We start from the raw sequence: 23,571 nt of genomic DNA, 5'->3' as shown, positions 1-23,571 counted from the left end.
AACGATACTGCATTAATTGTCAATTATCAATTGTCCATTGCTTAGAATTCCTGTCCCAGGATGAAGTGGAACTGGCTGCCGCCATATTGCGAGGAACCCATTATTTTGTCGAAACCGTAAGCCCAGTCGATACCCATCATACCAATCATCGGGAGGAAGATGCGGACACCGACACCGGCTGAACGTTTCAATTCGAACGGGTTGAACTTATTGACATCATGCCATGCATTACCGGCTTCCACAAACGTTAACGCATAAATACTGGTACTTGTTTCGAGCATCAAAGGATATCTTAATTCCAGTCCGAGACGTGTATAGGCATAACCTTCAGAACCGTATGGAGTCAATGAGCTGTTCTCATAACCACGGAGGGCGATACTTTCTGTAGCATAGCTGGAGTAGCCGGTCATACCGTCACCACCCACGTCAAACGTTTCGAACGGAGACTTTTTGTATTTGTTGTAGTGTCCCAGCAAACCGAATTCTACACGTCCCATCAGCACCGGAGTACGTTTGACGGTAATCGGGTCCATCAACGGGATGTAGACTTTGGATTTGAATTTCCACTTGTGGTATTCAATCCACTTGTGCATCTTGTTCATGTCTTCCTGGCTGCTGGTGCTGTACTTGCTGTAATCGGTACCGTCGAACAGAGAGAAAGGCGGTGTGATTTGTGCAGACAACGAGAACTCGGAACCTTGGCGCGGATAAATCGGGTTGTCGATAGAGCTACGGGACAAGGTCAGGTTGAGGCTGAGGTTATTACACTTACCGTTGGTAACCGGGAAGTACTGCCAGTCACTCAGAACATAGCGTTGGTAAGACAACTCGGCTGTGAACTGGAAGTAGTCATCCGGCCACTTCAAACGCTTACCGAACATCACTGCAAGACCATACATCTGGATAGATTTGTCCGGGTCGTAATAATTCTCGTAGTTGTTGTAATTGCCGTAGTTGTACATACCGTAGCCATACATACCGCTATAATAGCTGTTGTAATAGCTGTTCATGTAGGCTGAATTGTAATAACGGCTACTGATGTCGGTCTGGCGGGAATAGAAAGCCGATACGGAGAATGCATTCGGGCGTTTACCGCCAAACCACGGGTCGTAGAATGAAACGCTGTATGACTGATAGTATTTGGCATTGGTCTGGCCGCTGATGGTCAATGTCTGACCATCGCCTTGCGGGAGGATACCGCGGTAGTTCTCACCCGGATGCAGCAGGTTGGACAGAGAGAAGTTGGTGAACTTCAGACTTAACTTACCGATAATACCCGTTTGTCCCCAACCGGCGGAGAACTCTACCTGGTCGTTGGCTTTGGATACAAGGTCATAACCGATGTCTACCGTGCCGTCTTCCGGTCTCGGCTGGATGTCGGGCTGGATTTGTTCGGGGTCGAAGTGTCCCATCTGCTGGATTTCACGCATGGAACGCATCAGGTCTTCACGGCTGAAGAGTTCGCCCGGACGGGTACGGAGTTCACGGCGTACTACGTTTTCATACAAACGGTCGTTACCGTTGATGCTGACTTTATTGATGGTAGCCTGGCGACCTTCGTAGATACGCATTTCCAGGTCGATGGAGTCGCCCACGATGTTTACTTCCACCGGTTCGAGGCTGTAGAACAGATAACCGTTGTTGTAGTAAAGGTTACCGATGGCATCGTCATCGGTCATTGTACGCTCTTCAAGTAACTTTTGGTTGTAGACATCACCCTTCTTCATCTGGAGGAGGAAGTTCAGTTGTTCGGAAGGATACAGTGTGTTACCTACCCAGGTTACATTGCGGAGATAGTATTTCTGTCCTTCCTCAATCTGCATGAAGATGTCTACCGTGCGGTCATCGTAGGGCTTGATACTGTCTGTCACGATGATGGCGTCACGATAACCCAGTTCGTTGTATTTGTCGATAATCAGCTGTTTGTCCGCTTCGTAGTTGTCCTCAATGAATTTCTTGGTGCGGAACAGATTGAGCAGCTTGCCCTTTTCGTTTGTTTTCTTCATCACACGCTTCAGCTTCTTGGTCGTGAGGGCCTCGTTGCCTACAATGGTGATTTGATGTACTTTCACTTTCTCCTTCTTGTCGATGTCGATGTTGACAATCACTTCATTCTTCTTTTCCGGATCATCACGTTGGGTGATGATTACATCTGCATTCTTGAAGCCCTTGTCGTCAAAATAGCGCTTTATCAAGGTCTTGGCGCGGTCCACCAGATTAGGTGTAATCTGACCGCCCTTTATCATGCCGATTCTGCTTTCCAGGTCTTCACGCTCTGACTTCTTCACACCGTTGTAGCGTATGTCGGAAACACGCGGACGCATGGTCAGATGAATGGTCAGCCAAATTTGGTCGCCTTCAATCTTGTCTGCTGTAATTTCCACGTCAGAGAACAGACCGTGGCGCCAGTAGCGCTTACAAGCTTGTGTAATCTCGTCACCCGGCACGGTGATAGTCTGCCCTTTGGATAGTCCGGACAATCCGACAATTACATAATCCTCATAGTTCTGGGCTCCTTCGACCTTAATGTCGGCTATTTCATACTTCTTGGGTGTTCCCGAATAGAGTATAACCGGCTTTTCGGTTTCATCGGTGTTGTTTACGTCCTGTGCTGCTGTTGTCAGTGCGCAGCCGAAAAGGCAGACAAACGTTACGAGTATGGAGAAAATACGATAGTGCATCTTTTTATTTACTATTTTACAATTTACTATTTACTATTTGTGTGTCCGGTGATTAATTGATTTGCTCGCTGGTCTTGCCGAACCTGCGTTCGCGTTTCTGATAGTCACATATGGCTTTGCGTAATTCTTCTTCACGGAAGTCGGGCCAATAGGTATCACAGAAATAAAGTTCCGAATAGGCGCATTGCCAGAGCATGTAGTTACTAAGGCGGAGCTCTCCTCCGGTACGTATCAGCAGGTCGGGGTCGGGCATGAAGTGGGTTGTCAGATGACGGGATATGAGCTCACTGTCGATTTGTTCGGGTTTCAGCTCACCTTTCTGTACCAGGTCGGCTATTTGCCGGGCAGCTTCCGTTATTTCCCAGCGGGAAGAGTAGCTCAATGCCAGTACCAGGCACATTCCCGTGTTGTGGGAGGTGTGTGCCACGCAAGTGTTGAGCCGTTGCTGTACGTTGGCAGGCAGTTTTTCAATATCTCCTATTACCCGGAAACTGATATTGTTCTTCATGAACGTCTCTTCCTCTATGGAGTCGAAGAGCAATCCCATCAAGGCGGCTACCTCGTCCGACGGACGATTCCAGTTCTCGGTAGAGAACGTATATAAAGTAAGGTATCTGACTCCTAATTTAGCGGCTTCCTCTGCAATGACGTGCACAGTCTCTGCGCCGGCCTGATGTCCATAGCTGCGTTCGTGTCCACGCTGCTTGGCCCACCGTCCGTTACCGTCCATGATAATCGCCACGTGCTGGGGTATCCGGTTTAGATCGATTTCTTCCTTATATGACATCATTATTATTGTATTTCGAAGCCCAATCTGTTAAGACGTCCGCGCCATACCTCATTCTTGGTGCCGTTGCCGCCGAATATCACCCAAATGAAGTCCCGTTTGTCTGCCGGGTCCACAGTTTTGTCTTTCGTCGGTTCCACTATAATGGAGTACGCGCCTTTCCCTTTGAATTCCTGGGGTAGCAGGAATTTGGTTTCTGTCTTGCTCCACGCAATGCCTGTGATGGAGTTGTAGATGGCGTCAAGTTCTCCTCCAAAGCAATAGAACATGTCGCCATAGTACATAATGGCAGGGTTGACCATGCCGGGACAAGATGTGTCGTACACCGTGTTAGCCAGGCTTGCCCAGCCTTTGCCGTCCAATGAGAACCAGGGTATTGTCTCTTGTTCGTTGGCCAGCGGCATTCCTGCCAGAACCACCTTCTCTACACCATTGCCGGTATTGGTCTGGGTGGTGGATATGTTTTCGGTAGGGAATCCTGCCGGGACTTCCTCAAGGGTAAGGTTGTCAGCCGTGTTTTCCGTTTCCCAATTCTTTCCGTCTTTACAGATGTTGAAATATTGCTTTCCGTTGATTTCCACAATACCCGAGAGCCGGTCAGAGAAACCATTGATGAGGACTATGACATTGTCTCCCAATGTAGTGACTTCTGTCCAGGCGCCGCCGTTGGTAGAGCTGAATACTCTTTTGCTTTCTGTAACCATATAAAGCGCATTGTTATACTCTACGGCAGATGTCAGCTTTACGTCTGAGGGGAGGTTGCTGACATTGACTTTACTCCAGTTGTATTTATCGGGCGCAGTCGATGTCTTGTAAGCAGTACTGTTGGAAGTGTAGACAAATAGTTCGTCTCCCAGTACAACCGCTTTTTGCTGACCTAAATTGATGGTATTGGAGAATATATTCCCCCTTTTCTGCATGTCTGTCCATACGAGTGAGTCCGGGTCTTGCAGGTGTACATTAACTTTCAATTTATATTCGCGGACTGTAACACCGTCGGCGGCATGTGCTTTGAACAGCATGCCGGCATCGTTGTTCATGGCGGGTCTCAAATCCACGGAGTCCGACATGACGAATACCGTGTCGGTAGGCGAGCCTGAAGTTATCCAACCGGTAACGGTCATAGTATCAATCAGAATACGGTCAATGATGGTATCTGAACCTACGGGCAATGAATCTCTGTTATAGATGAGTCTATTGAGCTGGTCAATTGTAAATTTGTAATGTTTGCCATGTATGGTATCGATACCAAAAGCATGTATAGTAGCATCGGAACTGAATTCATAATTGTCGTCAGAGTCAAGGCATGAACTTAGAGCAAATGACACAATAAGAAAACTCACAATTACTGATAGAAACTTTATTCTCATTTTGAAAGTTAGTGTTTATTTACAAGTTGCAAAAATAGGAACATTTTTTTCTATAAACAGCTTTACGGGGAAGTTTTATATAAAATTATAGATAATATCCCCCTTTTTCTCGATAAAAAAGCCCTGAAATGAGGCTATTGACTGTTTCTTGAGGCCGTATAATGGCGAAAACTCCTGCCGAAAGAATACTCTGTTGCAAATGGATATCCGTCACTGATTTCGGGTGCTTTGACGCCGGAATGAAGAAGGTGCGGAGCTTCTTCCACAAAGATTTCGTCCCACAATCCGGCATCAATGAAGGATTGGAGCGTTTGGCTGCCACCCTCTACCAAAAGGGATTGTAATCCGCGTGTATACAGCATTTCCATGATTTCGGGGAGTATATTCTGCCGGTAGTCGCTGACTGGCAGATATTCTACATTCGGTAGCGGAGCGTGCGGGATTTCTGTAAAAACGAGGGTCGGCACGCTACCGTCAAATAGGTGAAGGCTGGGGGATAGCTTTTGTTGCCGGTCCAGCACGATACGTACCGGTGAACGACCATACCAATGGCGGACATTCAGGCCGGGATTGTCCAGTTCAGCCGTACGGGTACCTACTAATATGGCACTGTGCTCTGCCCGTTTCTTGTGTACCAGCATCGAAGTCAGCGGGCTGGAGAGGATAACCGGTTTACCGTCCGTGCGGGAGTAATCGATATATCTGTCAGAAGATTCCGCCCATTTTAGGGTGATGTAGGGGCGTCGCAAAGTATGGAAAGTGATGAACCTGCGGATGAGCTGCCGACATTCTGTTTCCAGCACTCCGACAATAACTTCACGTCCGGCATCCTTCAGTTTCTGTATGCCTCGGCCCGCAACCTTAGAAAAAGGGTCCCGGCACCCGATGACGATGCGTGGAATCTGCTTCTCGATGATGAGGTCTGCACAAGGAGGAGTTTTGCCATAGTGCGAACACGGTTCCAGGCTGACATAGATGGTGGAACGTTTCAGCAGGGACGTGTCTTTCACGGAACGGATGGCGTTGACCTCGGCGTGGGCTTCTCCACAGCGCACATGGTATCCCTCGCCTATGATTTTCCCGTCACATACTATTACCGCTCCCACCATCGGGTTGGGTGCTGTATTGCAAAGTCCGTTTTGTGCCAGTTGGATGCATCGCAGCATATATTTCTCTTCTTCTGAATTCATATCCTTGCTTGTCTTTTGGTTGAATAATCAAAATTAATGATTACTTTTGCAGCCCGAATAAAACCGGACTCCGAATGAATGTAACCGTTTCACATATCCGCAGTGCTTTGCAGGAGTGCTATCCTCCCCGGGAGGCAGCCAATCTTTCCCGTATTGTCTGCTGTGAAATGTTAGGTCAGAGTCATATTGACTATTACCTGGGCAAAGATATGATTTTATCTCCAAAGGATGAAAAGGAATTGGAAAGCATTCTTTCCCGTCTGTGCAATTTTGAGCCCATACAGTATGTGCAGGGTACTGCCCGTTTCCTGGGACGTACTTTTCGGGTGGCTCCGGGGGTGCTTATTCCCCGTCCCGAAACGGAAGAACTGGTGGAGAGGATGCTGGAGGAAGTCGCTCCGGCTTCCCGTATTCTCGACATTGGCACTGGAAGTGGGTGTATTGCCGTCACTTTGTCTAAAGAGTTGCCGGAAGCGGAAGTAACTGCTTGGGACATTTCCGGAGAAGCTCTTGCCATAGCCGGCGACAATAACCGCCTTTTGCAGACCTCCGTACAATTTGTACAGCGTGATGTCCTGACGTATCAACCGACTGAGGATGAGTACTTTGATGTAATCGTCAGTAATCCGCCTTATGTTACGGAAACAGAAAAGAAGGACATGGAGCCAAATGTCTTGAACTGGGAACCTTCGGGAGCTTTGTTTGTTCCAGACAGCGACCCGCTCCGTTTCTATCGGCGTATAGGTGAACTGGGACGGAGCATGCTGACGGTCGGCGGCCGACTCTATTTTGAAATCAACCGGGCATTTGGAGAGGCTGTCGCTTCGATGCTTCGCAAGCAAGGCTATACGAATGTCCGTATCCGAAAAGATATTTCCGGCAACGACCGGTACGTAATTGCAGAACGATGATAGAAATAACTGAAACTGAAGCTTTGAACAGAGTGGCGGCATATTGCTCCACTGCCGAGCATTGCCGGGCGGAGATTGCGGAGAAACTGCAACGCTGGGGCATTGCCTATGATGCCATAGACCGTATCATCAACCGTCTGGAACAAGAGAAGTACATTGATGAAGAACGCTTCTGCCGTGCTTTCATCAACGACAAATACCGTTTAGCCAAATGGGGCAAGATGAAGATAGGGCAGGCGCTCCAGTTGAAAAAGATATCTTCATCTGTCTATTGGCCCTATTTGAACGAGATTGATGAGGAGGAATACCACGCCGTCTTGCAGAAACTGCTGGCGGCAAAGCGTAAAAGCGTCCGTGCCGAAAGTGAGTATGAGTTGAATGGCAAACTGGTGCGTTTTGCCTTGAGCAGGGGGTTCGAAATGAAGGATATATGTCGTTGCATAGAGGTTTCTGAGGAAAATGACTACTCCGAATGAAAATTATCGGCTTTCTCTTTTTTATTCTCATTCTGTTTCCGTATTTTTGTGCCATATTTATCATATATAGATTAGTTTTGCTATGAAAACTTTAGAAAGATTGTTTGCAGAGAAGTTGCTGAAGATAAAAGCGATTAAACTACAACCGGCTAACCCGTTCACTTGGGCATCCGGATGGAAGTCTCCGTTTTATTGTGATAACCGCAAAACCCTTTCTTATCCTTCTCTCCGTAATTTCGTAAAGATTGAAATTACGCGTCTGATTTTGGAACGTTTCGGACAGGTGGATGCCATTGCCGGTGTGGCAACGGGAGCTATCCCGCAAGGTGCCTTGGTGGCCGATGCATTGAACTTGCCGTTTGTATATGTACGCTCCACTCCGAAAGACCATGGACTGGAGAATTTGATTGAAGGTGAACTTCGTCCCGGTATGAAGGTGGTAGTCGTGGAAGATTTGATTTCTACGGGTGGAAGCAGCTTAAAGGCTGTAGAAGCTATCCGCCGTGACGGATGTGAGGTCATCGGTATGGTGGCTGCCTATACTTATGGTTTCCCGGTTGCCGAAAAGGCTTTCAAGGATGCCAAAGTGCCTTTGGTGACGCTGACCAATTACGAGGCTGTGATGGAAGTGGCACTGCGTACGGGCTATATCGAGGAAGAAGATGTGGAGACTCTGAATGAATGGCGTAAAGACCCTGCACATTGGGAATCTGGAAAATAAGAACTTATTTGTAAAAATGTTAATATGGATAAAAGAGCCATTCGGATAGATTCTGTCCGGATAGTTCTTTTTTCTTTTTGAATACGATTGATTATGACGAAATTTGAGAGTGGAGTGAAAGTTGTACCGGCTTCACAAGAAGCTGTTTATGAAAAGCTTTCCGACCTGAGCAATCTGGAGAAGGTGAAAGACCGTCTGCCTGAAGACAAAGTGAAGAACTTGAGTTTTGACGCGGAGAGCATGACGATAGAGGTGGCCCCCGTGGGAAAGATTACGTTGCAGATTGTGGAGAAGGAACCTTGCAAGTGTATCAAGTTTGCAACAACCACTTCACCGCTGCCCTTCAATCTGTGGATACAGATTGTACCCACCACCGAAACCGAATGCAAAATGAAGCTGACCATCGGCATGGATATAAATCCGTTTATGAAGACCATGGTGCAGAAACCCTTGCAGGAAGGACTGGAGAAGATGGCAGATATGTTGGCGATGATACAATATTAATCACTAACCATTAATCATTAGAAACAACGTGGCTCAGAAACTTTGGGAAAAATCCGTTCAGGTAAATAAGGATATCGAACGCTTCACGGTAGGCCGTGACCGTGAAATGGACCTTTATTTGGCAAAGCACGATGTGCTGGGTTCCATGGCGCACATCACGATGCTCGAAAGCATTGGCTTGTTGACGAAGGAAGAACTGCGGCAATTACTGGCCGAATTGAAGGAAATCTATGCGATGGCCGAGCGTGGAGAATTTGTGATAGAAGAGGGAGTGGAAGACGTTCACTCACAAGTGGAACTTATGCTGACGCGCAACTTGGGTGATATAGGTAAGAAAATACACAGCGGACGTTCGCGCAACGACCAGGTGTTGCTCGATTTGAAGCTCTTTACCCGTGCAGAGATAAAGGAAGTGGCAGAGGCTGTGGAACAATTGTTCCATGTGCTGGTTATGCAGAGCGAACGCTACAAGGATGTACTGATGCCGGGTTATACACACTTGCAGATAGCCATGCCGTCTTCTTTCGGACTTTGGTTTGGGGCATACGCCGAGAGCCTGGTGGACGATATGATGTTCCTTCAGGCAGCTTTCAAGATGTGCAACCGCAATCCTTTGGGTTCTGCTGCGGGATACGGTTCCTCGTTCCCGCTGAACCGTACGATGACTACCCGTCTTTTGGGATTTGATTCCCTCAACTACAACGTAGTGTATGCCCAGATGGGGCGTGGCAAGATGGAGCGTAATGTAGCTTTCGCCCTTGCCAGTGTGGCCGGAACCATATCGAAATTGGCTTTTGACGCATGTATGTTCAACAGTCAGAACTTCGGTTTTGTGAAGCTGCCGGACGATTGCACTACCGGCTCCAGCATCATGCCTCACAAGAAGAACCCGGACGTCTTTGAACTGACGCGTGCCAAGTGCAACAAACTGCAATCCCTTCCCCAGCAGATTATGATGATAGCCAACAATCTTCCTTCCGGCTATTTCCGTGACTTGCAGATTATCAAAGAGGTCTTCCTGCCTGCTTTTCAGGAACTGAAAGACTGTCTGCAGATGACGACTTACATTATGAATGAAATCAAGGTGAACGAACATATTCTTGATGATGACAAGTATCTGCTTATTTTCAGTGTGGAGGAAGTCAACCGCTTGGCACGTGAAGGGATGCCTTTCCGCGATGCCTACAAGAAGGTGGGACTGGATATTGAAGCCGGAAACTTCTCGCACAGCAAAGAGGTACATCATACCCATGAAGGCAGTATCGGAAACCTTTGTAACGATGAAGTCTCTGCCCTGATGCAGAAAGTGGTAGATGGTTTCAATTTTGAGACCATGCAAGCTGCAGAGAAAGAGTTGCTGGGCAGGTAAAAGGTTCTGCGGGTTCAAGTCCCGCTGCGAGTACTGTACTTTTATAAAAAAAAATTTGGCAGAAACGGGAAAACTGTTTATCTTTGCACCCGTTCTCCAAATGCGGAAATAGCTCAGTTGGTAGAGCATAACCTTGCCAAGGTTAGGGTCGCGAGTTCGAGTCTCGTTTTCCGCTCTCCTTTCCCTTTTTTAGGATGCTCGAATGGTGGAATGGTAGACACGAAGGACTTAAAATCCTTTGGCCATTGCGGCTGTGCGGGTTCAAGTCCCGCTTCGAGTACTCGATTAAGCTCTGTGAATCATTGATTTGCAGAGCTTTTTCTTTATAAGCTCTTGATATGAAAGACCGTTTCCCTATAGCGAACAAAGTGTTTCCCTTAATAGAACATTTCGTTTCATCATATGAAAACAGACTGTTTTTCCTTATTGGAACAAACTGTTTCTCTATACTTGAACAAAGTGTTCATCTCTGTGAACTAACAAACTAACTATAATACTATAGTAGATGATATGCGCGTGGCACTTGGTAATATGTGCTTGCAGATGAAATAAAAGAATCTATATAAATACCCTCCTCTTTATTGTTCAGAACAGCTTGGGGCGTTTGTTATTGAACCGATAGCCGATACCCAACATCAGATAATTGGGCTCATGAAATTCCCGGAGGTTATATCCTATATGGAGATACGAATTGCGTGTTACGTCTATTTTCAGGGCAAGAATCTGATAGAAAGACTTCATGTCACCGCCGCCGTGCAGAACATTGGCTCCCAGACCGATACCTACCGTGAAGTAAGGCATGACAAATTCTCCGCGGGCGGATAAGCCCAATGCCATCTGCTTCTTGGCGGGCGGAGTATAGAAGCCGTTCTCTTCTTCGTACGATTCTTTCATGTTCGCACTGTGGTCGTATACGCCGTCCAACGCCACACCGGCGCGGAATTTATAGCCGAAGTTGTACATGGGTGCAAAGCTGAAACCGAACACGTTGTAAGTGCCGGGTGCGGGTACCTGGCCACTACTGCCCTCATGGGCCACTGCTTTCTTTCGCCAGGAGCCGAACAAAGTCAGGTCGTAGCTGACGTGGCGGGGGAATGGAGGAACGATAGGGTGTTGCCATGACTGGGCGAGTTCATCCGCTCTGCGGTTAAAGTTATATACCAGCCCCACTTTACAGTCCACCGTGTTCAGACCGGAGTTGGGATATTGGGTGTTTCCGTTGGAAAAGTGGCTTCCGGTAGCTCCTATCATCAGGTCGAACTTGGGGGAGAGTGCCCACTTTAAGTAGAGGTTCACATTGAGATAGGCATTCACTTTCGAGCCGATAATCTGGTTCTCCGGGTTGTCGTATTCATCGTAGGGTTTCCAGCCGAACGATGCGCCGAAGTTCCATTCATAGTTCAAGGATATGCGGGGGCTGAATTGGGCGATGCGTCCCCCTTGAAACAGATAGACCGCCAGCGGGTTGCCCAGCTCTTCCGGATTGCCGAAGTTGAAATAGCCGACTCCAATCCCTTGATAGGCTCCTATATAAGCCTGGTCGGCAACGGTGTGGGGACGGAGCTGGAAGGAGTATTTCAGATGGCCGGCATAGGCATTTTTCATGGGCTTGTATTGGTGGTTGGAGTACTCCAGAAAAGGGTTGGTCTGAAAAATATAGCCAGCACGCCCTTCTACGCCTAATCTGTGGATGAAGCGCTGTGAGAAAGGGAGTGTATCCCGTTTGTATTCCGAATGACTATCGGATGTCCATTGTTGGGCGTATATTGTATCAGACAAGAAAAGTACCGCTCCTAAGAAAGCCAGTATTTTCCATATCTGCGTTCTATTTTTCATATGCCGTGTCGGTCTTTCTTGTTTATAAATGTTCCAAGTGAAGTTTAATTTCGTGCAAATATAGTTCTTTTCTCCTTTTGGTATTCACAATGAGACAACTATTTGTAAAAAGAGGGGGTAAAACGGAAATCGTCAATAGAATGGCCGACTTCGGTTTTATCCCCTCCTTATTCATTCACCCGGATGTTGTCTTATGATTCAGATACTGGGTGGCGAGTATTATTTCCGGTCGTTCTCCCGGATTTCCACACGGCGGATTTTCCCGCTGATGGTTTTGGGGAGCTCATCAACAAATTCGATGACACGCGGGTATTTGTAGGGAGCCGTCACTTTCTTCACATGGTTCTGCAACTCCTTGACAAGCTCTTCTTCGGCGCGTGCCTTGTACTCTTTTGCCAACACAATCGTAGCTTTTACCACTTGGCCGCGGATTTCATCGGGCACACCGGTAATGGCACATTCCACTACGGCTGGGTGGGTCATCAATGCACTTTCCACTTCGAACGGGCCGATGCGATAACCGCTACTTTTGATAACGTCGTCGGCGCGGCCCACGAACCAGAGGTAGCCGTCTTCGTCCTTCCAGGCTACGTCTCCCGTGTAGTAAATGCCGTTGTTCCATGCCTCGTGGGTACGGTTGGCATCGCGGTAGTATTCCTTGAACAATCCCAGCGGTTTGCCTTTGTCGGTACGGATTACAATCTGTCCCTGCTCACCGGCTTCCACAGAACGGCCGTCGTTGTCTATCAGGTCTACGTCGTATTGCGGATTGGGCAATCCCATGCTGCCGGGTTTCGGTTCCATCCAGGGCATGGTGGCGACGGTGAGGGTCGTTTCGGTCTGTCCGAAACCCTCCATCAACTTGATGCCCGTCAGTTTCTTGAAGGTCTCGAATACAGCGGGGTTCAAGGCTTCTCCGGCGATGGTGCAGTATTCCAGGCTGGATAGGTCGTACTTCGTAAGGTCTTCGTGAATGAGGAACCGGAAGATGGTGGGCGGTGCACAAAGCGACGTGACGTGATAATCCTGTATCTTCTCCAGTATGGCTGCGGGAGTGAACTTCTCGTGGTCGTATACAAATACGTTGGCACCGGCAATCCATTGTCCGTAGAGCTTGCCCCACACGGCTTTTCCCCAACCGGTGTCGGCAATGGTGAGGTGTAGGCTGCTCTCTTTCAGGTTGTGCCAGAAGCTGCCGGTGACGATATGTCCCAACGGATAGGTGAAGTCGTGGGCCACCATTTTGGGCTCTCCGGTAGTACCGCTGGTGAAGTACATCAGGGAGATGTCATCGTTCGTGTTCGGATGTTCCGGTTTCACGAAAGGAGCGGCGGCCTCGATACCTTTGTGGAAGTCTTCGAATCCTTCGGGAGCTTCCGGCCCGACGCTTACGAGGCGTTTCACAGAAGGAGACTCTGGCATAGCTGCCGTGATATGGTCGGTGATGACGCTTTCGCCGGCACAGACTATCATTTTAATGTCTGCGGCGTTGCAGCGGTATACGATGTCTTTCTTCGTCAGCAGGTGGGTGGCGGGAATCACCACTGCACCGAGTTTGTGCAGTGCCACAATGCTGAACCAGAATTCATAACGGCGTTTCAGTATCAGCATCACCATGTCTCCGTGCCCGATGCCGAGGCTTTGGAAATAGGAAGCCGTCATGTCTGTGTACCGTTTCATGTCGGCAAAGGTAAACTGCCGGCATTCGCCCTGGTCATTGGTCCACAACAGTGCGGGTTTGTCGGGCTGCTCGGCTGCCCAGGCATCCACTACGTCGTAGCCGAAGTTGAAATTCTCCGGTACGTTTATCTTCAAGTTCTTGATGAAGTCCTCCTGTGAGGTGAAGGATGTTTGAGATAAAAATCTTTCTACCATAACTTTATTACATGATTACTGCCAGGAATTTTACAGTCTTTCCGTCAAGCGCCTTCATGCCGTGCGGCAGTTTGGAGTTGAAGTATAGACTGTCTCCTTCGTTTAAGATTAAGTCTTTGCCGTCGATGCTGACCATCATACGGCCTTCCAGTACGAGGTTGAACTCCTGACCGGCATGGCTGTTGTAATGTATCGGCTCGCTGTCCGGTTTCGGTTCTACGGTCACAATGAACGGGTCTGCCGTGCGGTTGATGAAACCGGCTGCCAGCGATTGGTATTTATATGCCTTGGTACGTTCTATACTGGTTCCTTTTCCGGCACGTGTCAGGAAGTAGGAGCTCATTTTGGGCTCTTGCCCAAACATCAGTGCGTCCAGTGATATGCCGTAGTGCCGTGCTATCTTCTGCAGCATGCTGACCGAGATGTCGAATTCTCCGGTTTCGGCCAGGCGGTACTCTTCTGCAGAAATGTCGCAGTCACGGGCGATATCGTCGGCAGTCAGTTCCAATACGTCACGCAGTCCGCGCAGGCGTTCGGCTATTTGTCTGATTTGTTCGTCCATAATTATATTTTTTAATGGGTTGTTATTAAAGTGTGGCAATGTGCCAATAGGCTGCACAATGTTTAATTACACCGTAGCTCATAGGCATATCGGGACATCGTTACATTAGCACATTAAATATCATTTACTCGCTTTGATGGCTTTAATCACAGTGGAGGTGAATCCTTCATGTTCCAGCTCGTTGATTCCCTTGATGGTAATTCCTCCGGGGGTACACACCTTGTCAATCTCAACACTGGGGTGCGTGTCGTTGTTCAGAATCAGCTCGGCTGCCCCTTTCACGGATTGTGCCACCATGCGCATGCCGTCTTTGGGATAGATACCCATTTCAACGCCGGCCTGCATGGCTGCCTGGATATACTTAAGCACGTAGGCGATGCCGCAGGAAGTCATGGCAGTGGTTGCCGCAATCTTTTCTTCGGGAATGAGCATGGCGAGTCCCATCTGGTTGAAAATGTCCAGCATCAGTTGCTCCTGCTCCTTGGTGGCATTGCGGCTGGCGATGAGTGTCATGCTTTCCATCTCGCTGATGGCGGTATTGGGAATAAGACGGAACATGGTCATTTCTTTGTCTGCTACATAGTGTGTCAGCTCTTCAAAAGGAATGCCGGCTGCAACGGATATAAGAATCTCTGTGCCTTTTAGTTCCAGTTCCTTTATCACTGGCTCCATCAGCCATGGCTTCACGGCAAAGATTATCATATCTGCACCGGCTGCCGCTTCCTGGTTGTCATTGGTCACTTGCAATGCGGGGAATTCTGCCTTCAGCTTGTCCAGCTTGCCCTGGGTGGGGTTGGAGACAATGATGTTACCGGCAGGGATGATTGTTCCTTTTGCCAGCCCTCGGGCAATGGCTCCCCCCATATTTCCTGCACCGATAATTGCTGTTTTCATATCTTTTTGTTGTTAAAAGAGTTGTTTTGCTGGCAAAGGTAGATAAATTTTCTACAAAAAACGACCGAGAGAGAAAGGTATTCTGCTTTTCGGTCGTTTCTTTTGCTGGCTGATTATTTGTGTCAAATATTAAAGTACTTTCTTGAAGCGTTCCAAGAATTCCTTTGCTTCATCCATGCCGAGGCACAGAGGCGGCAGCAGGCGAAGTACATTCGTACCGCTTACACCGGTGAATACATGCTGCTCTTTCAGTAGTCTTAGGCGCAGTTCCTTGATGGGTTCTTCAAATTCCAGCCCTATCATGAGTCCGCGTCCGCGAACGTCCTTGATTTGAGGGAATTTCTTTAGTTCCGTTATCAGGAAGTTGCCGACTTGGGCTGCATTCTCTATCAGGTTTTCCTGCTCTATCACATCCAGCACGGCAAGGGCGGCACTGCAAGCCAGGTGGTTTCCGCCGAAAGTGGTTCCAAGTTGCCCGTATACTGGTGTAAACATTGGGCTGATGAGTACGCCTGCCATCGGGAAACCATTGCCGATGCCTTTTGCCACGGTGATGATGTCGGCTTTGATGCCGTTGTACTGATGGGCGAAGAACTTGCCGCTGCGTCCGTAGCCGCTTTGGATTTCATCGAGAATCAAGACCGTGTTGTGTTCCGTACAAGTCTGGCGGAGAGCCTGCATGAATTCGTCTGTCGGCAGTTGGATGCCGCCTACACCTTGTATGCCTTCGATAATCACTGCGCAGACATCTCCTTTGGACAATTCGGCCTTCATGGCTTCGATGTTGTTCAACGGGAGGTAGGTGACGTGCCCGCAGTTGTTGATGGGAGCGATGATTTTAGGATTGTTCGTTACTTCCACCGCCAGTGAGGTACGTCCGTGGAATGCTTTTGAGAAGGATATCACACGGGTACGGCCATTGTAGAAAGAGGCGAGTTTCAAGGCGTTTTCATTGGCTTCGGCACCGCTGTTGATGAGGAAGAATGAGTAGTCGTCATAGCCACAGACTTTTCCCAAGCGTTCTGCCACTTGCTGTTGCAGCTTGTTAATTACTGAGTTTGAGTAGAATCCTAACGTAGCAACTTGGTTACTCACCATCTCTACATAATGTGGATGTGCATGTCCGATTGAGATGACTGCATGGCCACCGTAGAGGTCGAGGTATTCGGTACCGTTCTCGTCCCATACATGGCAGCCTTTTCCTTTGACGATGTTGATGTCAAAGAGAGGGTATACGTCGAATAAATTCATTTTTTTTAGAATGCAGAAGGTTTCAACCGTAATCCTACGGTCTCTTCCAGGTTAAACATTAAATTCATGTTATGGACAGCTTGTCCGCTGGCGCCTTTCAGGAGGTTATCAATGCAGGAAATGATAAGCAGTTTGTCGCCATGCTTCTCCAGATGGATGAGGCACTTGTTGGTGTTTACCACTTGCTTCAGGTCGATATTCTTCTCCACGATGTGGGTAAAGGAATCTTTGGCGTAATATTCTTCATACATGCGGACGATTTCTTCCAGGGCCACTTTGGTCTTCACCACAATGGTGGTGAAGATGCCGCGCGGGAAGTCGCCGCGGTAGGGGATGAAGTCAATGTCCGCATCAAAGCTGTTCTGCAGCTGTTTGAGCGATTGCTTGATTTCGGGCACATGCTGGTGCTCGAAAGCTTTGTAGACGCTCATGTTGTTGTTGCGCCAGCTGAAGTGGCTCGTGGCGCCCGGTTTCACACCGGCGCCGGTACTTCCGGTAATGGCGTTCACCATGATATCATCGTTCAGCATCAGATGTTTGGCGAGCGGCAGCAGGCCCAGCTGTATGCAGGTGGCAAAGCAGCCCGGATTGGCTACGTGCTTCGCTTTGCAGGTGGCACGGCGGTTCAGCTCCGGCAGGCCGTAGATGAAGTCGTGTTCGGGAGAGGCTATGCGGTAGTCCATGGAGAGGTCGATGATTCTCAGTTCCTCGGGCACGTTGTGGCTTTCGAGGAACTTCTTCGTGTCACCATGTGCCGTACAGAAAAAGAGTACGTCGATTTCTTCCAGCGGGAGCTGGTCGGTAAATACCAAGTCTGTTTCGCCGTACAGTCCTTCGTGTACGTCGGTAATTTTGTTGCCGGCGTTGCTTGAGCTGTTTATGAAAACGATTTCCGCTTCCGGATGGTTGAGCAGCAAACGTATCAGTTCGCCTGCCGTGTATCCGGCTCCGCCGATGATTCCTACTTTAATCATTTTGATAATATCTATTTGGTTCTTGTGGTATAACAATTAGCATTATAATGTATATGGGTATGCCTGCAAATGCAGTAAAGATCGTGGCGAACGTATAAACGATACGCACCAATGAGACATCGAGTCCGAAAAAGTTTGCCAGTCCTGCACATACGCCTGAAAGCATCCTTCCAGTCCGGGGACGTGTCAGTTTTTGCTTCCTGCCGGTCATTTAGATTTTCTCGTCTTTATGATTTGAATAATAAGCACGCAGTGCTGTGGAGGTTACTTTGATGAAGCCCTTGGCATCTTCTGCCGTCCATCCTTTCTGCATCTCACCGTATTCGCCAAACTTGTTTTTCACAAGGTCATCTTTGCTTTCTACACCTACGGTAGAAAAGCAGAGCGGGTGAAGTTCGAGGATAGCCGTACCGTTTACGTTGCGTTGCGAGGATTCCAGCATGGCTTCGATGTCGCGCATTACTGGTTCCAGATATTGGCTTTCGTGCAGGAACATGCCATACCAGTTGGCTACCTGGTCCTTCCAGTATTGCTGCCATTTGCTCAAAGTGTACTTCTCGAGGAACTTGTGTGCTCCGATAATCAGCATAGGTGCGGCAGCTTCGAAACCTACGCGGCCTTTGATACCGATAATCGTGTCGCCTACGTGCATGTCGCGTCCGATACCGTATGCCGCACCAATCTCTTCTACCTTCTGGATGGCTTTGATGGGGTCGTCGAATGTCTCGTCGTTCACGGCTTTCAGCTCACCTTTTTCAAAAGTGAGGCGCAACTGCTCGCTGCCCTCTTTGGTGCAGTGTTTCAGATAGGCGCTTTCGGGCAACCCTTGCGCGGAATCCAGAATCTCGCCACCACAAATGGAAGTGCCCCACAAACCTACGTTATAGGAATATTTTAGTTTGGTGAAGTCGGCGGCAAAGCCGTGTTTGTTCAGATAATCAATCTCTTCCTGACGGCTCAGTGCCATGTCGCGTGTCAGCGTGATGATTTCCACGCCCGGAGCCATGACGAGGAAAGTCATGTCGAAACGAATCTGGTCGTTACCCGCACCTGTAGAACCGTGGGCGATGGCATCCGCGCCGATTTCGTTGGCATAGCGTGCAATGGCCAATGCTTGGAAGATACGTTCGGAACTTACAGAGATAGGATAGGTGCCGTTACGCAAAACATTGCCGAATACCATGTATTTCAAGCTTTTCTCATAGTATTCCTGCGTCACGTCGAGGGTGACGTATTCTTTGGCGCCCAGCTTGTAGGCATTTTCTTCGTTTGTCTTCAACTGTTCAGCACTGAAACCGCCCGTATTGGCACAAGCTGCATATACTTCGTACCCTTTTTCTTTGGTAAGATACATCACCGTAAACGAGGTATCCAAACCTCCGCTGAATGCGACTACTACTTTCTTCTTCTTTTCCATATCCTTAGTATTTTTATATTTTATCCTCTTCGTGCAGCTTCGGGTCGTAAAGCATTGCTGTGCAAATGCAGAATTTACGGTTCTTAGCTACCAATATATCATGGTTTATACAGCCTTCGCAACCTTTCCAGAACGATTCGTCATCGGTCAGTTCGTTGAAGGTGACGGGCACATATCCCAGCTCGGTATTCATTTTCATGACGGCAGCTCCGCTGGTGAGACTGAAAACTTTAGCATTAGGCCAGCGTAGGCGTGCCAGGCGGAAAGAAGCGGTCTTGATACGTTTTGCCAGCCCCAGTCCCCGATATTTGGGGTGTACTATCAAACCGGAGGTTGCTACATATTGCTTGTTACCCCAGCTCTCTATGTAGGTGAAACCGGCAAAATCATCTCCACACAAGGCTATAATGGCCTTTCCTTCTTTCATTTTAGTAGCTACGTATTCGTGTGTGCGTTCTGCGATGCCCGTTCCGCGTACCTTGGCAGCTTCCCGGATGGTATCCAAAATCTTGTCTACGTAAACTTCATGTGAGGCGTCAGCCACCATCACATCAATTTGTTTCGAATCCATTTCTTATTTAATTTCTTGTTTTTTGTTGTTATCTATCATTTAATGTTCGGGATGATTTGCGATAGGAAGCTGCGTACCTCGTCATGTGACGCTGCTTCGTGCACCACCAGCATGATGGTGTCATCTCCGGCAATGGTACCCAGAATGGCGGGACACTCTCGGTTGTCGATGTCGTAGGCCATGCTGCTGGCATATCCGGGCCGGGTACGGATGACGGCAATATTGCCCGAAAATTGAAGTGAAACGAATCCGCTTGTCATCAGCATTTCACTTGCACTCTGGTCGTTCGAACGTTTATACATGATGTTGTTGGGCAGCACATATACGTATTTACCGTTCATGTTCGCTGCTTTCGCTACTTTCAGCTGTTTCAAGTCGCGTGACAAGGTGGCTTGTGTCAGTTCAAAGCCTTCCTTGCTCAAAGCTTGCAACAGTTCTTCCTGAGAACTGACGTCTTTGCTTGAGATAATCATCTTGATGGCGTCTAACCGATTGGCTTTTTTCTTCATTTTCTGTATAATTATTCTAAGAGTAGTGCAAAATTAGGGATTATTTCGGAAAGAATATGCAAAAAGGAGAGCTTTTTTATTCTTTTTATACATCGGGTGTACTGTATATGTTGTTTTTGTTCTCTTTGTTGGAGTCTTGTTTGTTCTTTTACGTTATTGGAGATTGTTTCCGTATGTCTTTGGTAAATGTTGATATAATATAGAATAGATATGCAATTGTCAAATCTGACACCCTTTCAATCAAAAACTGTACAAAAATTATATGCATAGAAATAAAATCCCTCAGGTTTTTACGTTGGTCCCAGATTGTTACGTTGCCCCCCCCTCTCTCTTATGGTCGGGAAACCGGAGGAGAGGAGGGATGAAATAAAAAAGGCTTAACTTCTAAAAGCTAAGCCTTTTCTGTCGGCTGCACTATCGAATTATCGAACAAGTTTATAGTGGATTTTGAGAAAATAATAGATTTTATTTTAGTTGTTTTAAAATAAAAAGCTATTTTTACGGTAAAAAAGTAATCATTATGGATTTATATACTACAATAGTAGGACTGTATTCGCAAAATAGACATGAAGTGCTAAGAGTAGTAAATACAGCTATCCATTCGAAATGTAATCTATCTGAAGGTATAGAGGTTATTCATACAGGGTTTTATTGTTTTACACATACGGGGAAAGAACTTGAATTCCTATATGATACACAATCTCAGATTTTGTATTTCCAAGGTTCTAACAGTAATGGGTATCATTTTCCTTTGGGAGTATTATTTCAAAGTAAGTGTTTACCACATATCATTAATTATCAGGGTTTGGTGAGAATGAGATTTTCTTTAATGCTTAATAATAATAGTTTTTTTTGTTATCAAGGGTATGATACAATTCAGCAATCATTTATAAACAAAGTGGTGTTATATTTTCCAATCACTACTTATACATATTTTATATTTCAAAAGTATGAGGGGTATCATGCTATAAAGATAAAACCTATGGAAATACCTTCTTTTACTTTTAAAGCGGGAAAGTTTTGTTTTTGACAACTGTTTTGTTATAGGTTTATATAATGGATTATCGAACAGAAAACGAGAATGAAGTTTTTAAAATTTTCCGCAGATTTACAGCGGTTTGTGAAGGTGAAAAAGAAAAAGCGACAACCGATTTTGCTCGTTTGTCGCCTTCTGTCGGAATGAGGCGACTCGAACGCCCGACCCCTACGTCCCGAACGTAGTGCGCTACCAACTGCGCTACATTCCGATTGCTTTTGAAAAGTGGTGCCACCAGGAATCGAACCGGGGACACAAGGATTTTCAGTCCTTTGCTCTACCAACTGAGCTATGGCACCTTTTTCGTTTGCGGGTGCAAAGATAAAGAGTTTTTTTTATACCGCAAGGCTTTTTGAGGAAAAATATCTAAAAAAGGTACCTCTTACTCTATGGAGCGAGGTACCTTACTTCTAAGAATCATTTGCTATCGAAGAAATCAGTCGATATTCGGATTGATGCTGTGCCAGTCTTTGATGGCAGGCAGTACACCCATTTCTATCACCTCGTCACGAAGTTTGCAGAGATGGGCATAGCTTTCTTTCAGTTTGGCTTCTTCTTCGGGTGTGCCGTTCAGTTCCTTATAGTGTACGCCGTCTTTGGTAATTTCAGTTTCCATTGCCATCATGATGTGGTCGAAGCCGTGGTTGTGTACATATGTACCGGCAGGCCAGCGGAACGGTTTGCCACCCATAGCTGCAGCTATCATTTCGATGGAGACGTATGCCGGACTCTGGAAGGAAGAACGTCCACGGAGGGCGATGATGTTGGCACCGCCTTTGGTTACCTTAGTCTGGATTTCGACCCACTGTTCTTTAGTCAGGGCAGGGGTGCCGATGATATCAAGTAACGGTTTGCCGTCCACCTTGGCGGTAGAGGCATATACAGCCATCTGTTCACCATGACCGCCGTAGGTACGGCAATTTTCGATTTTGTCGGGGGCGATGCCGAAATGCTTGGAAAGTTCACTACGCAGGCGGGTGCTGTCGAGGGCAGCCAATGTGGTCACTTGTGAAGGTTTCAGGCCGGAATACAATAGGGTAATCAGACCGGTGATGTCGGCAGGGTTGAAAATGACAACCACGTGCTTCACATCCGGACAGTAGGCTTTTACATTCTTGCCGAATTCTTCGGCAATAGCGGCATTGCCTTTCAAAAGGTCTTCGCGGGTCATGCCGGCCTTGCGGGCGGCACCGCCTGATGATACCACATACTTGGCACCGGTCAGCGCTTCTTTGATATCGGAGGTAAATGTGATGTTCATTCCTTCGAATCCGCAGTGGAACAGCTCTTCGGCCACACCTTCCAGTCCGGGAGCATAAGGGTCGTACAGACATAGGTTGGGAGTGAGATGCATCATGATTGCAGTCTGTGCCATGTTTGAACCGATCATGCCGGCTGCGCCGACGATTGTCAATTTGTCATTTGTCAGAAATTCCATAATCTTTTTTATTTAAAGGTGAGTAATATCTTTTCTTGCTGATTGTCACGATACAAAGATAACCCTTTTTGAAGAGAGTTGTTCATAGAAAAAAGTTATCTTTTAGAGCAAAAAGTTATTTCTTCTTTCCGAACTGCTGTATTGTACCTAAATTACTTATCTTTGTTGGGAAAATGAAGATAAGTAAGAAACTATGAGCATTGAGTTAGGAAAGTACAATACGCTGGAAGTGGTGAAGGAGGTAGCCTTCGGCATGTATCTGGACGGTGGCGAAGAAGGTGAAATTCTGCTTCCGTCGCGTTATGTCCCCCAAGACTGTAAGGTGGGAGACAAACTGAACGTTTTTATATATCTTGATAACGAAGAACGTCTGGTAGCCACTACTCTGACACCGTTAGTGCAGGTCGGGCAGTTTGCCTGCTTGGAGGTGGCGTGGATAAACCAGTATGGTGCTTTCCTTAACTGGGGATTGATGAAGGATCTTTTCGTCCCCTTCCGCGAACAGAAAATGAAGATGCAGGTGGGAAAGAAGTATGTGGTTCATGCCCATTTGGATGATGAAAGCTATCGTATCGTGGCATCGGCCAAAGTAGACCGTTATCTTTCCAAAGAGAAGGCCGTCTATGAGTCGGGGCAGGAGGTGGATATCCTGATTTGGCAGAAGACGGATTTGGGATTCAAGGCGATCATCAACGATGAATATAGCGGCTTGCTATATGAGAGCGAGATATTTCAGCCACTGCACACGGGCATGAGGATGAAAGCCTATGTGAAGCAGGTACGTGAAGACGGCAAGATAGACCTGCTGCTTCAAAAACCGGGGCAGGCTAAAGTAGAAGATTTCTCAGCTACGCTGCTGGACTATATCCGTGAACAGGGCGGACGGATAGCTTTGAATGACAAGAGTCCGGCAGAAGAAATCTATGCAACTTTCGGTGTCAGCAAGAAAACCTTCAAAAAGGCTGTGGGAGATTTGTACAAAAAACATCTGGTTGTATTGGAGGAAGATGGAATCAGGATTAGGAATTAGTCCCAGTCATTAGGAATTTCCCTACTTGTAAATAGAGACAATCATTAGGGAGGGGAATTTCCTCTCCCTATTTTTGTCGTACAATAAAAAAACTTGAGTTCAACTTATAAATGCAACTTTTTGGGTGCGGATAATAAGCAATAAAAACATTTATTTTTCAGAGAGGAAA

The 23,571-nt window shown here is 47.3% G+C and carries 22 protein-coding genes and 4 tRNA genes; 9 read left to right on the top strand and 17 right to left on the bottom strand.

The genetic code is table 11. The features are described from left to right. Positions 1-41 precede the first annotated feature (41 nt). From bamA to ribD, 4 genes are all read right to left on the bottom strand, one after another. A complete protein-coding gene (gene bamA, locus ACESTD_RS06610; protein ID WP_005825149.1) occupies positions 42-2,681 on the bottom strand; it encodes an outer membrane protein assembly factor BamA in 2,640 nt (879 codons plus the stop codon). A 52-nt stretch (positions 2,682-2,733) separates the two neighbouring features. After that, complete coding sequence (locus ACESTD_RS06605) at positions 2,734-3,468, bottom strand: isoprenyl transferase (RefSeq protein WP_005834753.1); 735 nt, start codon at positions 3,466-3,468, stop codon at positions 2,734-2,736. Between the two features lie 5 nt (positions 3,469-3,473). Next, the gene (locus tag ACESTD_RS06600; RefSeq protein ID WP_009037775.1) at positions 3,474-4,838 is read right to left on the bottom strand and encodes a DUF6242 domain-containing protein; all 1,365 of its coding nucleotides are present in this window, start codon (positions 4,836-4,838) and stop codon (positions 3,474-3,476) included. Between the two features lie 134 nt (positions 4,839-4,972). Then, on the bottom strand, positions 4,973-6,028 hold the full coding sequence (ribD, locus tag ACESTD_RS06595; RefSeq protein ID WP_005834757.1) for a bifunctional diaminohydroxyphosphoribosylaminopyrimidine deaminase/5-amino-6-(5-phosphoribosylamino)uracil reductase RibD: 1,056 nt from the start codon (positions 6,026-6,028) through the stop codon (positions 4,973-4,975). Between the two features lie 74 nt (positions 6,029-6,102). On the opposite strand from ribD, the gene prmC reads away from it, so the two are divergent. From prmC to ACESTD_RS06560, 7 genes are all read left to right on the top strand, one after another. Continuing rightward, positions 6,103-6,939, top strand: coding sequence for a peptide chain release factor N(5)-glutamine methyltransferase (gene prmC / locus ACESTD_RS06590; RefSeq protein WP_009037776.1), 837 nt, complete (start codon positions 6,103-6,105; stop codon positions 6,937-6,939). Further along, complete coding sequence (locus ACESTD_RS06585) at positions 6,936-7,415, top strand: regulatory protein RecX (protein ID WP_009037777.1); 480 nt, start codon at positions 6,936-6,938, stop codon at positions 7,413-7,415. The genes prmC and ACESTD_RS06585 overlap by 4 nt, the downstream gene beginning before the upstream one ends. 82 nt (positions 7,416-7,497) lie before the next feature. Beyond that, positions 7,498-8,136, top strand: coding sequence for an orotate phosphoribosyltransferase (gene pyrE / locus ACESTD_RS06580; RefSeq protein ID WP_005825142.1), 639 nt, complete (start codon positions 7,498-7,500; stop codon positions 8,134-8,136). A gap of 93 nt (positions 8,137-8,229) precedes the next feature. Then, positions 8,230-8,640, top strand: a complete 411-nt coding sequence (locus ACESTD_RS06575; protein WP_009037778.1) for an SRPBCC family protein — start codon at positions 8,230-8,232, stop codon at positions 8,638-8,640. A 28-nt stretch (positions 8,641-8,668) separates the two neighbouring features. Further along, positions 8,669-10,009, top strand: a complete 1,341-nt coding sequence (gene argH / locus ACESTD_RS06570; protein ID WP_009037779.1) for an argininosuccinate lyase — start codon at positions 8,669-8,671, stop codon at positions 10,007-10,009. A gap of 102 nt (positions 10,010-10,111) precedes the next feature. After that, positions 10,112-10,184: transfer RNA gene (locus ACESTD_RS06565), tRNA-Gly, on the top strand. 21 nt (positions 10,185-10,205) lie between these two features. Next, positions 10,206-10,289 (top strand) — tRNA-Leu (locus ACESTD_RS06560). Positions 10,290-10,594: 305 nt separating this feature from the next. Here the strand turns inward: ACESTD_RS06560 and ACESTD_RS06555 are convergent. From ACESTD_RS06555 to argR, 10 genes are all read right to left on the bottom strand, one after another. Further along, positions 10,595-11,845, bottom strand: a complete 1,251-nt coding sequence (locus ACESTD_RS06555) for an acyloxyacyl hydrolase (RefSeq protein WP_098031852.1) — start codon at positions 11,843-11,845, stop codon at positions 10,595-10,597. Positions 11,846-12,064: 219 nt separating this feature from the next. Further along, positions 12,065-13,720 carry an AMP-binding protein gene (locus tag ACESTD_RS06550; RefSeq protein ID WP_005825134.1) on the bottom strand — a complete coding sequence of 552 codons (1,656 nt, stop codon included), beginning with the start codon at positions 13,718-13,720 and terminating at the stop codon, positions 12,065-12,067. A 7-nt stretch (positions 13,721-13,727) separates the two neighbouring features. Continuing rightward, complete coding sequence (locus tag ACESTD_RS06545) at positions 13,728-14,282, bottom strand: helix-turn-helix domain-containing protein (protein ID WP_016272528.1); 555 nt, start codon at positions 14,280-14,282, stop codon at positions 13,728-13,730. 120 nt (positions 14,283-14,402) lie between these two features. Beyond that, positions 14,403-15,176, bottom strand: a complete 774-nt coding sequence (gene proC / locus ACESTD_RS06540; protein WP_005834777.1) for a pyrroline-5-carboxylate reductase — start codon at positions 15,174-15,176, stop codon at positions 14,403-14,405. Between the two features lie 129 nt (positions 15,177-15,305). Continuing rightward, positions 15,306-16,427 carry an aspartate aminotransferase family protein gene (locus ACESTD_RS06535; RefSeq protein ID WP_373158726.1) on the bottom strand — a complete coding sequence of 374 codons (1,122 nt, stop codon included), beginning with the start codon at positions 16,425-16,427 and terminating at the stop codon, positions 15,306-15,308. A gap of 5 nt (positions 16,428-16,432) precedes the next feature. Beyond that, entirely contained in the window at positions 16,433-17,401 is a 969-nt protein-coding gene (argC, locus tag ACESTD_RS06530; protein WP_005825122.1) for an N-acetyl-gamma-glutamyl-phosphate reductase, read from the bottom strand. Further along, the gene (locus tag ACESTD_RS06525; RefSeq protein WP_117589163.1) at positions 17,394-17,612 is read right to left on the bottom strand and encodes a PspC domain-containing protein; all 219 of its coding nucleotides are present in this window, start codon (positions 17,610-17,612) and stop codon (positions 17,394-17,396) included. Before ACESTD_RS06525 ends, argC begins: the two co-directional genes overlap by 8 nt. Next, complete coding sequence (locus tag ACESTD_RS06520; RefSeq protein ID WP_005825117.1) at positions 17,613-18,818, bottom strand: argininosuccinate synthase; 1,206 nt, start codon at positions 18,816-18,818, stop codon at positions 17,613-17,615. It abuts the gene before it with no gap. A gap of 13 nt (positions 18,819-18,831) precedes the next feature. Further along, complete coding sequence (locus ACESTD_RS06515; protein WP_005825115.1) at positions 18,832-19,389, bottom strand: GNAT family N-acetyltransferase; 558 nt, start codon at positions 19,387-19,389, stop codon at positions 18,832-18,834. Between the two features lie 35 nt (positions 19,390-19,424). Then, positions 19,425-19,898, bottom strand: a complete 474-nt coding sequence (gene argR / locus ACESTD_RS06510) for an arginine repressor (RefSeq protein WP_005825113.1) — start codon at positions 19,896-19,898, stop codon at positions 19,425-19,427. 520 nt (positions 19,899-20,418) lie between these two features. Between argR and ACESTD_RS06505 the strand changes: the two genes are divergently transcribed. Then, on the top strand, positions 20,419-20,928 hold the full coding sequence (locus ACESTD_RS06505) for a hypothetical protein (RefSeq protein ID WP_098031853.1): 510 nt from the start codon (positions 20,419-20,421) through the stop codon (positions 20,926-20,928). Positions 20,929-21,072: 144 nt separating this feature from the next. Here the strand turns inward: ACESTD_RS06505 and ACESTD_RS06500 are convergent. From ACESTD_RS06500 to ACESTD_RS06490, 3 genes are all read right to left on the bottom strand, one after another. Further along, positions 21,073-21,145 (bottom strand) — tRNA-Pro (locus ACESTD_RS06500). A 15-nt stretch (positions 21,146-21,160) separates the two neighbouring features. Then, a tRNA-Phe gene (locus ACESTD_RS06495) sits at positions 21,161-21,233 on the bottom strand. A 137-nt stretch (positions 21,234-21,370) separates the two neighbouring features. Then, complete coding sequence (locus ACESTD_RS06490; RefSeq protein WP_022400896.1) at positions 21,371-22,372, bottom strand: malate dehydrogenase; 1,002 nt, start codon at positions 22,370-22,372, stop codon at positions 21,371-21,373. 193 nt (positions 22,373-22,565) lie between these two features. Here ACESTD_RS06490 and ACESTD_RS06485 point away from each other — a divergent pair, with 193 nt between their 5' ends. Beyond that, positions 22,566-23,402 (top strand): S1 RNA-binding domain-containing protein, encoded by an 837-nt coding sequence (locus tag ACESTD_RS06485; RefSeq protein ID WP_035449742.1) that lies wholly within the window; start codon positions 22,566-22,568, stop codon positions 23,400-23,402. Positions 23,403-23,571: the final 169 nt, after the last annotated feature.

Source organism: Bacteroides sp. AR20, from assembly GCF_964250605.1.
GTDB classification, from domain to species: domain Bacteria; phylum Bacteroidota; class Bacteroidia; order Bacteroidales; family Bacteroidaceae; genus Bacteroides; species Bacteroides uniformis.
This window is presented reverse-complemented; position numbering and strand designations above follow the sequence as displayed.

Bases quoted from the DNA above. Each gene is read 5' to 3' on its own strand.
- bamA (WP_005825149.1), bottom strand. From the start codon at position 2,681: ATGCACTATCGTATTTTCTCCATACTCGTAACGTTTGTCTGCCTTTTC.
- ACESTD_RS06605 (WP_005834753.1), bottom strand. From the start codon at position 3,468: ATGTCATATAAGGAAGAAATCGATCTAAACCGGATACCCCAGCACGTG.
- ACESTD_RS06600 (WP_009037775.1), bottom strand. From the start codon at position 4,838: ATGAGAATAAAGTTTCTATCAGTAATTGTGAGTTTTCTTATTGTGTCA.
- ribD (WP_005834757.1), bottom strand. From the start codon at position 6,028: ATGAATTCAGAAGAAGAGAAATATATGCTGCGATGCATCCAACTGGCA.
- prmC (WP_009037776.1), top strand. From the start codon at position 6,103: ATGAATGTAACCGTTTCACATATCCGCAGTGCTTTGCAGGAGTGCTAT.
- ACESTD_RS06585 (WP_009037777.1), top strand. From the start codon at position 6,936: ATGATAGAAATAACTGAAACTGAAGCTTTGAACAGAGTGGCGGCATAT.
- pyrE (WP_005825142.1), top strand. From the start codon at position 7,498: ATGAAAACTTTAGAAAGATTGTTTGCAGAGAAGTTGCTGAAGATAAAA.
- ACESTD_RS06575 (WP_009037778.1), top strand. From the start codon at position 8,230: ATGACGAAATTTGAGAGTGGAGTGAAAGTTGTACCGGCTTCACAAGAA.
- ACESTD_RS06555 (WP_098031852.1), bottom strand. From the start codon at position 11,845: ATGAAAAATAGAACGCAGATATGGAAAATACTGGCTTTCTTAGGAGCG.
- ACESTD_RS06550 (WP_005825134.1), bottom strand. From the start codon at position 13,720: ATGGTAGAAAGATTTTTATCTCAAACATCCTTCACCTCACAGGAGGAC.
- ACESTD_RS06545 (WP_016272528.1), bottom strand. From the start codon at position 14,282: ATGGACGAACAAATCAGACAAATAGCCGAACGCCTGCGCGGACTGCGT.
- proC (WP_005834777.1), bottom strand. From the start codon at position 15,176: ATGAAAACAGCAATTATCGGTGCAGGAAATATGGGGGGAGCCATTGCC.
- ACESTD_RS06535 (WP_373158726.1), bottom strand. From the start codon at position 16,427: ATGAATTTATTCGACGTATACCCTCTCTTTGACATCAACATCGTCAAA.
- argC (WP_005825122.1), bottom strand. From the start codon at position 17,401: ATGATTAAAGTAGGAATCATCGGCGGAGCCGGATACACGGCAGGCGAA.
- ACESTD_RS06525 (WP_117589163.1), bottom strand. From the start codon at position 17,612: ATGACCGGCAGGAAGCAAAAACTGACACGTCCCCGGACTGGAAGGATG.
- ACESTD_RS06520 (WP_005825117.1), bottom strand. From the start codon at position 18,818: ATGGAAAAGAAGAAGAAAGTAGTAGTCGCATTCAGCGGAGGTTTGGAT.
- ACESTD_RS06515 (WP_005825115.1), bottom strand. From the start codon at position 19,389: ATGGATTCGAAACAAATTGATGTGATGGTGGCTGACGCCTCACATGAA.
- argR (WP_005825113.1), bottom strand. From the start codon at position 19,898: ATGAAGAAAAAAGCCAATCGGTTAGACGCCATCAAGATGATTATCTCA.
- ACESTD_RS06505 (WP_098031853.1), top strand. From the start codon at position 20,419: ATGGATTTATATACTACAATAGTAGGACTGTATTCGCAAAATAGACAT.
- ACESTD_RS06490 (WP_022400896.1), bottom strand. From the start codon at position 22,372: ATGGAATTTCTGACAAATGACAAATTGACAATCGTCGGCGCAGCCGGC.
- ACESTD_RS06485 (WP_035449742.1), top strand. From the start codon at position 22,566: ATGAGCATTGAGTTAGGAAAGTACAATACGCTGGAAGTGGTGAAGGAG.